This is a genomic window from Actinopolymorpha pittospori, assembly GCF_014873875.1.
In the GTDB taxonomy this organism is placed as follows: domain Bacteria; phylum Actinomycetota; class Actinomycetes; order Propionibacteriales; family Actinopolymorphaceae; genus Actinopolymorpha; species Actinopolymorpha pittospori.
In genome coordinates, this window is sequence record NZ_JADBEM010000001.1 from 3253304 (window position 1) to 3265532 (window position 12229).

Genomic DNA, 12229 nt, shown 5'->3' on the forward strand with positions numbered 1-12229 from the left:
GACGCCGAAGGGTGGAGACGCGTGCGACAAACGAGCACGAAACGGGTCGTGGCGGCGCTGGTCGTGGTGGCGATCGCCGTCCTGTCCGGCTGTGCCCTCACGCCGAAGGCGGTGGACGTGGTCGAGCGGCCGCTCACCGGCTCGGACGCGCAGTCTCCCGGCGCGAAGGGCGGCGAGTCCGCCCAGTCCGGGTCAGATCCGGCACCCGCGCCCTCCGACGTCCCCGCGGGCCTGCGGCGCTTCTACGACCAGAAGCTGCGCTGGGAGTCGTGCGCGAGTGGCGTCTCGTTCCAGTGCGCGACCCTCGAGGTCCCGCTCGACTACCGCCACCCGGGCGGGCAGACCATCGAGCTCGCCGTCCTCCGGCTTCCCACCAAGGACCGCGACCGGCGGCTGGGGTCGCTCGTCGTCAACCCGGGTGGTCCGGGCGGCTCCGGCGTCGACTACGCCGCGAGCGCGCCCTGGGTGGTGAGCCCCCCGGTCCTCAACCGCTACGACATCGTGGGCTTCGACCCGCGCGGCGTCGCCCGGAGCAACCCGGTCGACTGCCTCACCGACAAGCAGATGGACAGCTACCTCGCGGCCGACGGTTCGCCCGACGACGCGAAGGAGCGGCAGACGCTGCTCAACGAAGCGCGGGAGTTCGCCGCCGGCTGCAGGACCCGCAGCGGCGCCATCCTCGGCCACGTCTCCACCGACGACGCGGCCCGCGACATGGATGTCCTGCGCGGCGCCCTCGGCGACAAGCAGCTGACGTATCTCGGCAAGTCCTACGGCACCTACCTCGGGGCGAAGTACGCCGAGCTGTTCCCCCAGCGGGCTGGGCGCCTGGTGCTCGACGGCGCGCTCGACCCGACCCTGAGTGCCCGCGACCTCGGGCTTGAGCAGGCCAAGGGCTTCGAGGTGGCGCTCCGGGCGTTCCTCACCGACTGCGTCCAACGCACCGACTGCCCGCTCGGCCGCTCGCTGCCGGAGGCCTACCAGAAGCTCGACGCCTTCCTGGCCCAGGTCGACCGGGCCCCGCTGCCCACCGGCCAGTCCCGCGAGCTCACCCAGTCCCTCGCCGTCACCGGCGTGATCATGCCGCTGTACGTCAAGGAGTACTGGCCGCGGCTGCGGGGCGCCCTCCGGTCCGGTCTGGCCGGCGACGGGAGCCGGTTGCTCGCCATGGCCGACGAGTACGTCGAGCGCGACTCCAACGGCACCTACCGCAACAACTCCGGTGAGGCGATCGTCGCCGTCAACTGCCTGGACCGGCCCGACCTCCGCTCGGTGAAGCAGGCCGAGGAGGAGCAGCCCGCCTTCGTGAAGGCATCGCCGCGGTTCGGCGCCTACATCCTCTGGGGCTCGCTGACCTGCGCCGAGTGGCCGTACAAGGCGGTCGACAAGCCGGCGGCCATCCACGCGGCAGGAGCCAAGCCGATCCTGGTCGTCGGCACCACCCGCGACCCGGCGACGCCCTACGACTGGGCGGTCCGCCTGGCCAAGCAGCTCGACTCCGGCGTCCTCCTGACCCGTGAAGGAGACGGACATACCGGCTACATGCAGGGCAACAAGTGCACCGACCGGGCCGTCGAGAACTTCCTGATCAACGGGAAACCACCCCGCGACGGGACCAGATGTGAGGCGGGGTGAGCGGGCCCGCACCGGTGCCCGGTATGCTCATCGCTCGTGTCTTCGAGACACTTGCCGCCTTAGCTCAGTCGGCCAGAGCGACGCACTCGTAATGCGTAGGTCGTGGGTTCGATTCCCACAGGCGGCTCCACTCGAATCCGGCTCTGACCTGCGGAAACGTGGTCGGCGCCGGTTTGCTGTTCGCGGGGGCATGCCCCCGTGGTCTCAGTTGTGGTCTCAATTGGGCTCACTCGCCACCTCCGAACAGAGCCCGGCCAATCCGTGCTGCGGCGTCCTGAGCGAGCACCGATCCGACGTGGGTGTAGCCCTGGGTGACCCTCAAATCGGAGTGCCCGAGGATCTCCTGGACCACCCGAATGTCGACGCCCTGCTCCAGGAGCAGCGTGCCCGCGGTGTGCCGGCCATCGTGGACCCTCGCATCACCGACCCCAGCGATCTTCAGCAGCGTCTTCCACTCCTCCCAGTCGTCCCGGTGGTCGATCGGCCGGCCATTGGCCTGGGCGAACACCAGGTCGTGGTCCTCCCACAGGTTCGCCGCGGTGACCTGCTCCCGCTCCTGCCACGCTCGGTGGGCCTGCAGGACAGGGACGAGCTCGGGCGGTAGCGGAACCATCCGCCGGCTCTTGCCCTTCGGCTCCCGGAACACCAGGCCACCGTTGCGGCGCTGCGGGCAACTCGAGGCATGCCGGACGCACCCCTTCGGGCATGGCGGCGGGCACCCGCGCTTCGCCTTCGCATGCTCGGTGCAGTCGGGCGGGCAGGGCCGGGTCTTGTGGAGCCGTGCACCACAGACGTGCGGGTCGTCGCATCCGTGGCGCCAGGCGGTGCGCTGGAGCTGCCAGAAGACCTTGACCGTTCTCCGCTCCAGATCCAGGTACGACCAGCGCAGACCGAGCACTTCGCCCTGGCGGAGCCCGAGAGCCAGCCCGACCGACCACCGAGCCGCGTTGCGACGCCCCAGCGAGGCACGCAGGATCCGGCGCGCTTCGTCCTCGGTGAACGCCTTCATCGCCGGCGGCCGAGCGGACGGGGCGTCGACGAGCCGCGCCACGTTGCGGCTGACCTTGCCGCGCCGGAGCGCGACCTCCAGGGCCCGCGACAGGATCCGGTGCACCTTCAGCGCATGGCTGGGAGCCTTTCCCGCGTCGATCATCCGTGTGTAGAGCCGATCGAGCTGCTCGGGCTGCAGACGGTCGAGCCGGACGCCGCCCAGGTGGGGGAGGATCCAGGTCCGCGTCTTCGACCAGTAGTCGTAATAGGTCTTGGGAGCCAGCTCCCGGGCCGCGATGTCGTCGAGATAGACCGTCATCCACTCCCGGACAGTCGGTGCGCGACCGGCTTTGCTGATCGTCCCGCGGTCGCGGTCTCGTTCGAGCCGGCGGACCTTCTTGCGTACTTCGGCCTCGGTGCGCGACCGAACATGACGCCGATCGGGTAGCCCGTTGTCGCGGTAGCCGACCCAGACCCGGCCGTGCCACCAGCCGTCGCTCCCGAAGTAGACGGAGGAGTGCAGGTTCGGAGCCCGTCCCATTCCGTCCTCCTCAGGCCGCGGTGGAGTCGGTCAGCCCTGCCACGTACCGCTCGATCGCCGCGACCGGGATCCGACGTCGACGGCCGATACGCACGCTCGCCAGCTGGCCAGTCCGGATCAACTCATAGACAGACGTCCGCGAGATCCGCAGAGCTTGCGCGGTCTCCTCAGCCGTGAGAAGGAACGTGACCGGCACCGTCACCCGGCGGTCCTTGTCTTCCATAAGGCTTATCCCTTTCTGATCGTGCTTGGCACCTTCGTGTCAACCGTTGGTTGCGATCTCCAGGCGGCCGGCCTGTCGTCGCTCCCGTGCCATGGCAGCGGCGGTGTTGGCGAGGAGAGCGTCACCGGTGGTGTGCCAGCCGGTGCCGGTGTAGACGAGTTCGCCCACGACCGCCAGGACCTCGTTTTCCTCGAGGTGATCGCCGGATTCGTGGTGTGCTCTCCGCCAGTCGATGCGGGCTTGGCGGAGTTGGCGGAAGGTGGCGGAGTAGCGGCGGGATTTGGTGAAGAAGTGGCCGCCGTAGCCGAGCATGTGCGCCCACCGCCGCAGCCGGTAGTACTTGCCGTCCTCCCATTCGCTGGTGGTCTGCAGACCTCGTTGGGACAGCCGCCAGCAGGCGGCGATGAGCCGTCCGGGGTGGGTGTCGTTGGCGTAGAAGTCCACCGTCGACGGTGTGATCTTTCGTGAGGTGTGGCCGGTGGCTTCGGTGGCCTTCGTGGCGTACTTGGCGAGGTAGCCGGCGACGGCGTTGCCGGAGAGCATGCGGGCGCGGCCGTGGTGGTCGAGTTCGGCGGCGACGCGTTCGTCGGTGAGCTTGTCGTCCCCGCGCATCCGGACCGGGCGTACGTCGACCTGCTCACCCCAGGCGAGTAGCCATCCGTCTGGCTCGTCGACGAGGAGCCGGCGGCGGTGGTCGGCGACGACCAGGGCGGGGGTGGTGTAGGTGGTGCGTGCCACGGCGTACTGCAGCAGGGAGGAGAGCAGGAAGCTGTTCGCCCACGCCGGCGGCGCCACCACCGTCTCGGGGTTGTCGAAGTCGATGCCGTCGAAGCGGGCGAGGATGTGGAAGTGGACCAGGCCGCGGCGCTGGAACTCCGCGACCTTCCCGAAGCTGATCCGGACCGGGGTCTTCCACCTGGCCTTGCCCGTCTCCGGGTCGACGATCCGTTCCGTGTAGCCGCGGTGGCGGGCCCACTTGTGCAGCATCCGGTTGGCCCTGATGGTGGTGCGTCGCCACAGTTCGCCGGCGAACGCGTTCCACACCGCGTGGTGCTCGTAGTCGTAACACTCGGCGCATAGGGGCTGGCCGAGCTGCTCGTCGCCGTCGCTGTGGCGGCGCATGCACCGCACGTCGACGCCGTGTGGGCACAGGTCCGGGGTGCGTCTGGCCCGGCACGGCGTGGGCTGCCCCTTCTTCGTGGTGCGGGTGGTGTGGACGATGCCGAAGCCGGGGGCGGTCGTGGTGGCGAACACCGCCGGATGCCCGGACACCGACTCTGGGATGCCTTTGCCGCCGCGTAGACCGGCGAGGACGAGCTGGTAGGCATCAGCCCGGTAGACCTCCGCACACGACGGACACACCGCCGCCCGCCGGTTCCCGCAAGCCTTGTAGAGCACCCCGTCCGGCATGTCCGCGGTCGAGACCTCCGGACTTTCCCGGGTGATCTCACCAGAAGTGGTGTCGACGGTGGCCATGCGGAACCTGCCCGCCAGGCGGACGGGTTGGGAGCAGCCGGCCGCGGAGTGCACGTGGCCCAGCCAGCGGCCGTAGTCGTCTCGACCCGCGCGTTGGATCGCGGAGGGGATGGCGAAGTGGGTCTGACCTGCGGGTGTTTCGGCGGCGGCCACCGCCCCCGGCACCGTGGTGGTGTCGGGGGTGATGGTCGACGTCGAGGGGGTCACGCAGGCCGCCTGCTGGTGATGGGTGTGATCTTGCGGTCTTCGGGTCGGGTGCCTTCCCGGGCCGCGCAGGAGGGGCAGAGGGCGTTGTCGCCGTCGATGGCCCAGCCGAAGTCGGTGAGGTCTTCCCGGTCGCAGGGGAGGTCGTTGTGGGTGGTTTCGAAGTCGGCGTCGCAGGAGTCGCAGGTGGCGCCCCACACGGTGTAGGAGCGGACGCTCACAGGGGCTCATCTCCCTTCAACTGGTCGGGGTTGTGGAGGGTGGTGTCGGTGTCGGTGTCGCAGAGCTGGTCGAAGGCGTCGACGATGGCCAGGCCGCGCAGGATCTGTGCGCGCATGTCGTCCAGGCAGGCGGCCTGGATGGCTTCTTCGAGGAGGAAGGCGAGGACGCCGACGGTGTATGCGTTGCGGGCGGCGATGTTGTGTTGGTAGCCGTGTTCGATGAGGCGGGCCTTGAACCGCTCCGCATACGAGGCGTCAGGAACGACGGCAGGAGTGGTGTCGCTCATGCCGCGCCGTCCTCGGCGATGTCGTCAACGGTGTAGATGTGCCAGCCCCGCGAATCGCTCGCGTAGAAGAGGGAGCCTTGGAAGATGTGCTCCTCCGGTGTCGGGTTGCCGCAGATCTGCGCGAGCCGGTCGACCAGGGCCCAGCGCTGTTCGCGGGCACCGGCCATCTTGGTGACCTGGACGTCGACGCGACGGTCATAGCCGGTGACGACGATGTAGAGCGCCTGGGGAGGGATCTCGTGACCGTGCTCTCGGAGGAGTAGCGCGGCTCGGTGCAGACCTTCCACCGTGGTCGCGTGTACCGCGGTCGGGTGATCGATGGTGGTGGCGGTCATGCCGCTAGTCCTTTCTCGATGGGTTGGTGGGTGGGGGCGGAGCAGTCGAGGCAGCAGCCGAGTGAGGTGGGGATGGTGTAGCCGGCGTCGACCTCGCACAGGGGGCAGGTCCGGCGGGCTGCGAGGGCCTTCTCGATGGCATGCAGCTGCGCCAGGGTGGGGATCCGCTTCGGCTTCGCCGCGTCGATGCGGTACAGGTAGGCGACGGCGGGTTGGCCATGGCGCATCCACATGATCTGGGCGGCGATGGGTTGCCCGCCTGGTCGCAGCTCGAGGGCTAGGAGCTGCCGTTTCGTGGCGAGCCCGTCCGGGGCCATGTGCCAGGGGTAGGTGGGCATGCCGCCGTGCCGGGCGCCGGTCGGGTCGTCGAACTCGGCCACCAGGCGCCGGCGGCGAGGACCAGGACGTGGACGTCGGCGAGCTCGTCGGCGGGGCGGCTGGTTGCGGGGGCCGTGGTAGGTGCTCATGCCGCACCCGCCAGCTGTGGCCCGCGGATGGAGAGGGAGCGGGCGACGAGGGTGTCGATCTCGTCGTCTTCCAAGTAGACGGAGCGGAAGCGGAAGGGGCGGCCTTCTTCGGCGAGGCAGTAGCCGACGCCGGGGCGGTTGGTGGGGATTTTGGAGGCGTCGTAGCCGAGGTCGGCCCAGCCGGTGCCGAGGATGATGTCGGAGGAGGCTTGGGTGGAGCATCTGAAGGCGACCCGGTAGGAGAACACGTCCCGCACCCGGGTCGGGACGATCTCTGCGGAGGGGCGCTGGGTTGCGGCGACGACGACGATCCCGGCCGCGGGGCCTCGCTGCACCAAATCCATGAGCAGGGAGAGGAAGCGTTCTTGGGTGTCGCGGGTGCCGTAGACGGTGGTGAACACCGACAGTTCGTCGATCCAGACGGTGATCAGGTCCATGCCGTCGCCCTTGACGACCTTGCGGCGTCGGCGGTGGGTGAGCCATTCGTAGCGGCGGTTCATCTCCTCCTGGAGGGTGAACAGCACGTGGTTGGCCAGGACGGGGTCGGGTCCGACGAAGAAGTCGGCGGTCTCTTTCCACAGGATCAGTTCGACGATCTTCCCGTCGATGAGGATGATGCGGGCATCGGTGCACTGGGACATGTGACCGACACCGTTGGAGATGAACCCGGACTTGCCGGAGCGGGACAGCCCGCCGGCGAGCAGGCTCCTGCTGGCGAGTTCGACCTGGAGGGGCCGGCCGTACTCGTCGATGCCGAAGTGCACCTTGTGGTAGGCCGACAGCCCCGAGACGGAAGTAGCGGGGATGGTGGTGGCGGGGGTGTCCCCGGCCCGCAGGCCGGGGAGCACCAGTCCGCCGAGTTGGCGGCTAGACATAATCGGAGACGTCCTCACCGGAGGCCGACAACACCGCCGCAGCGGTAGTGGGTGCCTCCTTACTCGGCTTCTTCTTCGGGGACTCCTTCTGGTTCTTGTTCTGGGGTGTTGGCGGCTCGATGGCCTTCATGCCGTCCACCAGGCCGTTGGGGTTCTCCTGGCCGTTGACCCGTTCGCTGGGTTCGTTGTTGTGGGTGTCGTGGTTGTTGTTGGTGTGGTTGAGGGGCAGTCCGATCCCGATGGCCCACTGCGATGCGCCGGCCCCGTTCGCAGGGGTGTCGGTGCTGGGTGGGAGGAGTTCGGGTGGGGTGTTTTTGGGGAGGAGCCGTGACCGGACGGGTTTGGTGGAGTCGAGTGGGTCGCGGCGGGTGATGTCGATGCGGATGAGGTGGCTCCACTTGCGGTGAGCGACGACCTGGCCGTCGCGGGCGTAACAGGTGGAGCCGAGGGATTTGAGTCGTTCTTCGACGTCGGTGCAGGAGATCCCTCCCACGAGCACCATCCAGGCGCGTTCACCGACAGCTGTCGGGTAGATCAGGGCCAGCCAGGGGAGGCGGCCGGAGCGGTTGCGGAGCCCGTTCTCCGACATGAAGGTGCGCAGCCGGTGTCGGGTCACATCGACCCAGAACCAGGCCACCAGAACTCGCCCCGTCGGCGGGATGACGAGGAGCAGGGTGACGGGTGCGACGAGTACGGAGCCGGCCGCCCACGGCGGCAGGTCCATCTGCTCGAGCTGGACGTAGGCGACGACCACCACCAGGGCGGCGAACGTTTCGGGGAGCCACCGCCAGCAGGCGAGCAGCAGCTGGGCGAGAAAGCGTTGATGGATGCGCGGCTTCACGTTCTCCACCGCGCGGACCCGGTTACTACGCCCAGGCATCAGGCCTCACCCCCCGAACGGGGGTTGCGAGTGTCGCGGGTGTTGTCGAGCAGGGTCTGGCTGACCTCGTAGAAGGTCTTGTGGACCTTCCCGGTCTTGAAGGCCTTCTCCCCGAAGATCGTGCACACGACCTCGGCGGCCTCATCACGTTCCGCGGTGATCGCGGCGGTCAGATCGATGGTCGCGGCGAGGATCCGCTCGTCGACCCAGGTGTCGGGGTGACACTCCAGCTGGTGGTGTTGGTCCTCGACCTCGGCGGCCATCCAGTCGACCGCTCGGCGTAGGTGCTCATAGACGGCCATCAGTCGGTAGCCGTGCACCATCGCGTCCCGCATCCACACACTCGCCCCAGTGAACGGGGCGCCCAGCGGGCTTTCTGACTGCTGACCAGCGCCTTCGCCGGCCGGGTTCTGCTCGATTGGCTCCTGTGAGTCGTGGTTGTGGGTAGCATCGGACATGAAGAGCCCTCCTCATGAGGGTTGTTGTGGGAGATGGCAGGGAGCCGGGAGGTTTTGGCGACCAAGTTCCGGCTCTCCGCCTGTCTTCTGGGAGCGGCCCCATTCGTGGGGCCGTTTCTGTTTCTGTGATCTCGCGCCGTCAGCGGCGCATCCCTGCTCAGCACGGCAGGGAGCTCATGATTTGTGGCTTGCGGTCAGTCTTCTTTTTCGAGGCTGTAGAAGAGAACTACCGGCGTGGTGGGGATAGCGTTGACCCGCACCACGTGCTGGAGAAGGTCTTGAAAGACCTTGAACCTGTCACCTCCCGGAGCCCGGTCCACGTGGCCACTGTTCGTAATGGACCGAAGCCCGTTTCCCTGCTGCCACTGCACGGACAGCACGTAGTGGTAAAGCGTCCCGGCCATAAGGACCCCTCCTCAATGGGGGTAGAAAAATAGAAGGCAGAGAGCCGGGAGGTCCTCAACCAGCACCGGCTCTCTGCCTGTCTTCTGGGAGCGGCCCCATTCGTGGGGCCGTTTCTCTGTGTCGCGCCGTCAGCGGCGCATCCCTGCCCAGCACGGCAGGGTGCTCATGAAAGTTGCACTCGACTCAGCGTCGTTGTCGCCGTCCACCCGTGACCTTGGGCGTTAGGCGGCTTTGACTGCCTGCTTCGGGGTGTCGAGAGACTTGGCGCGGTAGGCCACGCCGTTACGGCCGTTCGTCGCCCAGGGGATGGCTTCCAGCTCAACCGGGGTCACGATCTGCCCCACGCTCACTTTCGGCAGTTCCCCTGCCACAGTGACCGTGATGACGTCGGCCCCGTCCTCAGCGTTGAGTGCCATCATCTGGGTGACAGTCAGCTTCTCGCCGGTCCTCCGGTCCGTCCTTTGACGTCCCTCCTGATCAGTCTTCGCCTCCGGAGCCTTCGTCACCGTGAACGTGTAACGCGACCCATCCAGATACAGATTCATGAGTGCACTCCCCTTTGGGAACTTGGAGTTGCCCTTTTGCTCGCCCGATCGGGCAGCACCTCCAAGGCAACCAGGAACGACACGCCCACGGAACGACATCAGTTGGCCGCTCTGAAGGCGGCTCCTAGGCGTCTACTAGGCATCGGTTGTCACCCTCAGCGAGGACGCGTACGGTAAGACCCGGACTACGGGAGGTCAGATGCCGAGGCGACCGCGCGAGGCAGTTCCGAACGCGACGCTCTACAACCTGCGAGACGACCGAGGGATGACCCAGCTTGAGGTCGCCGAGGCCTTGAACGACCTCGCGGCGAAGCGGGGAAAGTCAGTCCACGTCGACAACGTGACTGTGAGCCGGTGGGAACGCGGCGTCATCGAGCGCCCCTCACCGCTGTACCGACGTCTGCTGGCCGAACTCTTCGACATCTCCCTCAACGAACTCGGCTTCACCCGTCCAGCAGCGGTCGCCGTACAGCAAGTATCAAGAAACCACGTCGACATCGAGGCGTTCGTGGTAAATCACTCTCCTGTGAGCGTCGAACCGCGTGTGCAGTCCGACCAGGACCGATGGCGAACAGCCAGGAGGTTCCTGAACCAGCACCGTCCCCAGCTTGCCCGCCTGGCTGCCCACCTCTACGAGCAGGACCAGCGTCTGGACGACACCGGCCTCCTCACCCGGCCCAAGTGGATCCCAGCCCAGCCGGTGGAGCTGTCCTCGATCGATCTGACCTACCTCAGCGAAGCCGACCCGCCGGCCATCACGGGTACGGAGCCTGAGGCCCGCGGGGTTCGGCCGCTGGCCACGGTCGCGGGCAGGTACGAGCGTTACAGCCACGCCATGCGGGACGTGGATCACCCCGGGCTGTTCGAGAACCGTTTGAGCTACCGACTCCTGGACGCGGACCTCGCAGCGGGCACGCCTCGTATGTCGTTCGGATACACGACCTACTTCGAAGGCGTCGACGTGAACGAAGGCCTCGGCCACGAGATGGCTGCGGCGGTCGAGCGTCACGACGGCCAGGAGCTCCCGGGCCGGCCACCATCGTGGCGAAGCCTTCCCCTTCGACGGTTCATCGGTGATCCGTTCGACCTGACCCGGCGTCCGGGGCTGGTCTCGATCAACACGCTGACCATCCGTGACGACGGAGATGAGCCGTCCTTCGTCATGCACGACCGTTCTGCAGGCCGGGTGGCGGTCGCCGGCGGCACCATCCACGTGATGCCGGCCGGTATCTTCCAGCCGTCCAGCATCCTCCCCGGCGCCCAGGTGGAGGACTTCGACCTATGGCGCAACGTCATGCGGGAGTACAGCGAGGAGTTCCTCGGCAACCGTGAACACGGCGGCGATGGGGCACCCGTGGACTACACGAGTGAGCCCTTCGCGAGCTTGAATGCCGCCGTTGAGCAGGGCAGGCTCCGCGTCTACTGCCTTGGCGTTGGTATGGATGCCCTCACCTTGTACGGGGAGATCCTGACGGTCGCTGTGCTCGACGCGGACGTATACGACCGGCTCTTCGCGGACATGGTGGCCGCCAACGACGAGGGCACTGTGGTCTCGGTGGGCAGTGCGGCAGGACGAACGACCGCGATCCCCTTCGACCGGTTCACCGTCCCGCGTCTCCTCGAGCACACCTCACTCGCTCCAGCCGCCCGCGGCTGCCTCCAACTCGCCTGGGACCACCGCAAGGCCCTCCTCGGCGGGTGACACACTGGCCAGATGCGCGTACTGGTTACCGGAGGCCTCGGCTTCGTCGGCAACGCCGTCACCCACGTCCTGCACGACGCCGGGCACCAGGTCAGCGTGCTCACCCACACGTCAAGACCCCAGGCGAGCCTGCCCGCCGCCGTGCAGCTGCTCCATGGCGACCTGCGCGACCTCCACGCCCTACGCCGCCAACTCGGCGGACGCGGCATCGAAGCCGTCTGCCACCTAGCCGGACTCGCACGCGTACGTGACTCCTTCGAACGCCCACTCGACTACTTCGAGGTCAACGTCAGCGGAACCGCCAACCTCCTCCGAGCCCTGAGCGAGACCAGCCCGGTAGCCCCCACGATCGTCTTCGCTTCCACCGGCGCCGTATACGGAAGTCATGCCGAAGGGAAGCTGACCGAGGACCTGCCCGCGGTACCCGACACCCCGTATGCAGCCTCCAAGCGGGCCACCGAGCAGCTCCTGGAGTACCACGCCCGTACCGGCGCGATAGGAGCGACCGTCCTCCGCTGTTTCGCCATCAGCGGCGCCTACAAGGGAGTCGGCGACCAGGACACCACGCGCATCATCCCCAAAGCCCTCCAGGTAGCAGCCGGACAGGCTCCCTCGATCGGGATCAACGGCGACGGCACCGCAGTCCGCGAGTTCACACACGTCCTCGACGTCGCCGACGCCTACAGGCGAGCAGTCGAAGCCGCGTCCCCGGGGAAGTTCAGCTGCTACAACGTCGGCACAGGCAGCGGCGTCACCATGAACGACATCGTGACCGCAGTAGCTGCGATTACGGGACGGCAGGTTCCGGTCGAGCGCAACCCGCCACGGCCCGAACCTTGCGTACTGGTCGCTGACAGCTCTCAGCTCAGGCGAGACCTCGGCTGGTCTGCACCACATTCTCACCTAGACAAGATTCTCAGGGACGCATGGGAAACAACTGGCGCAAGTCGCTAGATGGATTCTCCTACCGGGCGATCAAGTGAGT

At 67.6% G+C, this 12229-nt stretch carries 15 protein-coding genes and 1 tRNA gene; 4 read left to right on the forward strand and 12 right to left on the reverse strand.

What is annotated here, in order from left to right; translation table 11 throughout:
- Nucleotides 1-21 precede the first annotated feature (21 nt).
- Complete coding sequence (locus tag HEB94_RS15485) at nucleotides 22-1635, forward strand: alpha/beta hydrolase (RefSeq protein ID WP_337917706.1); 1614 nt, start codon at nucleotides 22-24, stop codon at nucleotides 1633-1635.
- A gap of 53 nt (nucleotides 1636-1688) precedes the next feature.
- Nucleotides 1689-1765 (forward strand) — tRNA-Thr (locus HEB94_RS15490).
- 96 nt (nucleotides 1766-1861) lie between these two features.
- On the opposite strand, the gene HEB94_RS15495 is transcribed toward HEB94_RS15490, so the two are convergent.
- The 12 genes from HEB94_RS15495 to HEB94_RS15550 all read right to left on the reverse strand — a co-directional run bounded on the left by HEB94_RS15495 (nucleotide 1862) and on the right by HEB94_RS15550 (nucleotide 9542).
- The gene (locus HEB94_RS15495; protein WP_192750546.1) at nucleotides 1862-3166 is read right to left on the reverse strand and encodes a site-specific integrase; all 1305 of its coding nucleotides are present in this window, start codon (nucleotides 3164-3166) and stop codon (nucleotides 1862-1864) included.
- 10 nt (nucleotides 3167-3176) lie between these two features.
- Entirely contained in the window at nucleotides 3177-3389 is a 213-nt protein-coding gene (locus tag HEB94_RS15500; RefSeq protein ID WP_192750547.1) for a helix-turn-helix domain-containing protein, read from the reverse strand.
- 39 nt (nucleotides 3390-3428) lie between these two features.
- On the reverse strand, nucleotides 3429-5072 hold the full coding sequence (locus tag HEB94_RS15505) for a replication initiator (RefSeq protein ID WP_202896362.1): 1644 nt from the start codon (nucleotides 5070-5072) through the stop codon (nucleotides 3429-3431).
- A complete protein-coding gene (locus HEB94_RS15510; RefSeq protein ID WP_192750548.1) occupies nucleotides 5069-5290 on the reverse strand; it encodes a hypothetical protein in 222 nt (73 codons plus the stop codon). Before HEB94_RS15510 ends, HEB94_RS15505 begins: the two co-directional genes overlap by 4 nt.
- A complete protein-coding gene (locus HEB94_RS15515) occupies nucleotides 5287-5577 on the reverse strand; it encodes a hypothetical protein (RefSeq protein WP_192750549.1) in 291 nt (96 codons plus the stop codon). The genes HEB94_RS15510 and HEB94_RS15515 overlap by 4 nt, the downstream gene beginning before the upstream one ends.
- Nucleotides 5574-5912: a hypothetical protein gene (locus HEB94_RS15520; protein ID WP_192750550.1), complete on the reverse strand. Its 339-nt coding sequence runs from the start codon at nucleotides 5910-5912 to the stop codon at nucleotides 5574-5576. The genes HEB94_RS15515 and HEB94_RS15520 overlap by 4 nt, the downstream gene beginning before the upstream one ends.
- Nucleotides 5909-6379 carry an RRQRL motif-containing zinc-binding protein gene (locus HEB94_RS15525; RefSeq protein WP_202896363.1) on the reverse strand — a complete coding sequence of 157 codons (471 nt, stop codon included), beginning with the start codon at nucleotides 6377-6379 and terminating at the stop codon, nucleotides 5909-5911. Before HEB94_RS15525 ends, HEB94_RS15520 begins: the two co-directional genes overlap by 4 nt.
- Nucleotides 6376-7254, reverse strand: a complete 879-nt coding sequence (locus HEB94_RS15530) for an FtsK/SpoIIIE domain-containing protein (RefSeq protein ID WP_192750551.1) — start codon at nucleotides 7252-7254, stop codon at nucleotides 6376-6378. The genes HEB94_RS15525 and HEB94_RS15530 overlap by 4 nt, the downstream gene beginning before the upstream one ends.
- Nucleotides 7247-8134, reverse strand: a complete 888-nt coding sequence (locus HEB94_RS15535; RefSeq protein WP_192750552.1) for a hypothetical protein — start codon at nucleotides 8132-8134, stop codon at nucleotides 7247-7249. Before HEB94_RS15535 ends, HEB94_RS15530 begins: the two co-directional genes overlap by 8 nt.
- The gene (locus HEB94_RS15540) at nucleotides 8134-8592 is read right to left on the reverse strand and encodes a hypothetical protein (RefSeq protein ID WP_192750553.1); all 459 of its coding nucleotides are present in this window, start codon (nucleotides 8590-8592) and stop codon (nucleotides 8134-8136) included. Before HEB94_RS15540 ends, HEB94_RS15535 begins: the two co-directional genes overlap by 1 nt.
- Before the next feature lie 194 nt (nucleotides 8593-8786).
- On the reverse strand, nucleotides 8787-8996 hold the full coding sequence (locus tag HEB94_RS15545) for a hypothetical protein (protein WP_192750554.1): 210 nt from the start codon (nucleotides 8994-8996) through the stop codon (nucleotides 8787-8789).
- A 222-nt stretch (nucleotides 8997-9218) separates the two neighbouring features.
- Entirely contained in the window at nucleotides 9219-9542 is a 324-nt protein-coding gene (locus HEB94_RS15550; protein ID WP_192750555.1) for a hypothetical protein, read from the reverse strand.
- A 199-nt stretch (nucleotides 9543-9741) separates the two neighbouring features.
- On the opposite strand from HEB94_RS15550, the gene HEB94_RS15555 reads away from it, so the two are divergent.
- Entirely contained in the window at nucleotides 9742-11244 is a 1503-nt protein-coding gene (locus tag HEB94_RS15555; RefSeq protein ID WP_192750556.1) for a helix-turn-helix domain-containing protein, read from the forward strand.
- 12 nt (nucleotides 11245-11256) lie between these two features.
- On the forward strand, nucleotides 11257-12198 hold the full coding sequence (locus HEB94_RS15560) for an NAD-dependent epimerase/dehydratase family protein (RefSeq protein ID WP_192750557.1): 942 nt from the start codon (nucleotides 11257-11259) through the stop codon (nucleotides 12196-12198).
- The last annotated feature ends 31 nt before the right edge of the window (nucleotides 12199-12229 follow it).

Excerpts from the sequence above, each read along its gene's own strand:
- HEB94_RS15495 (WP_192750546.1), bottom strand. The coding sequence starts at position 3,166 with ATGGGACGGGCTCCGAACCTGCACTCCTCCGTCTACTTCGGGAGCGAC.
- HEB94_RS15500 (WP_192750547.1), bottom strand. The coding sequence starts at position 3,389 with ATGGAAGACAAGGACCGCCGGGTGACGGTGCCGGTCACGTTCCTTCTC.
- HEB94_RS15515 (WP_192750549.1), bottom strand. The coding sequence starts at position 5,577 with ATGAGCGACACCACTCCTGCCGTCGTTCCTGACGCCTCGTATGCGGAG.
- HEB94_RS15520 (WP_192750550.1), bottom strand. The coding sequence starts at position 5,912 with ATGACCGCCACCACCATCGATCACCCGACCGCGGTACACGCGACCACG.
- HEB94_RS15525 (WP_202896363.1), bottom strand. The coding sequence starts at position 6,379 with ATGAGCACCTACCACGGCCCCCGCAACCAGCCGCCCCGCCGACGAGCT.
- HEB94_RS15530 (WP_192750551.1), bottom strand. The coding sequence starts at position 7,254 with ATGTCTAGCCGCCAACTCGGCGGACTGGTGCTCCCCGGCCTGCGGGCC.
- HEB94_RS15535 (WP_192750552.1), bottom strand. The coding sequence starts at position 8,134 with ATGCCTGGGCGTAGTAACCGGGTCCGCGCGGTGGAGAACGTGAAGCCG.
- HEB94_RS15540 (WP_192750553.1), bottom strand. The coding sequence starts at position 8,592 with ATGTCCGATGCTACCCACAACCACGACTCACAGGAGCCAATCGAGCAG.
- HEB94_RS15545 (WP_192750554.1), bottom strand. The coding sequence starts at position 8,996 with ATGGCCGGGACGCTTTACCACTACGTGCTGTCCGTGCAGTGGCAGCAG.
- HEB94_RS15550 (WP_192750555.1), bottom strand. The coding sequence starts at position 9,542 with ATGAATCTGTATCTGGATGGGTCGCGTTACACGTTCACGGTGACGAAG.
- HEB94_RS15555 (WP_192750556.1), top strand. The coding sequence starts at position 9,742 with ATGCCGAGGCGACCGCGCGAGGCAGTTCCGAACGCGACGCTCTACAAC.
- HEB94_RS15560 (WP_192750557.1), top strand. The coding sequence starts at position 11,257 with ATGCGCGTACTGGTTACCGGAGGCCTCGGCTTCGTCGGCAACGCCGTC.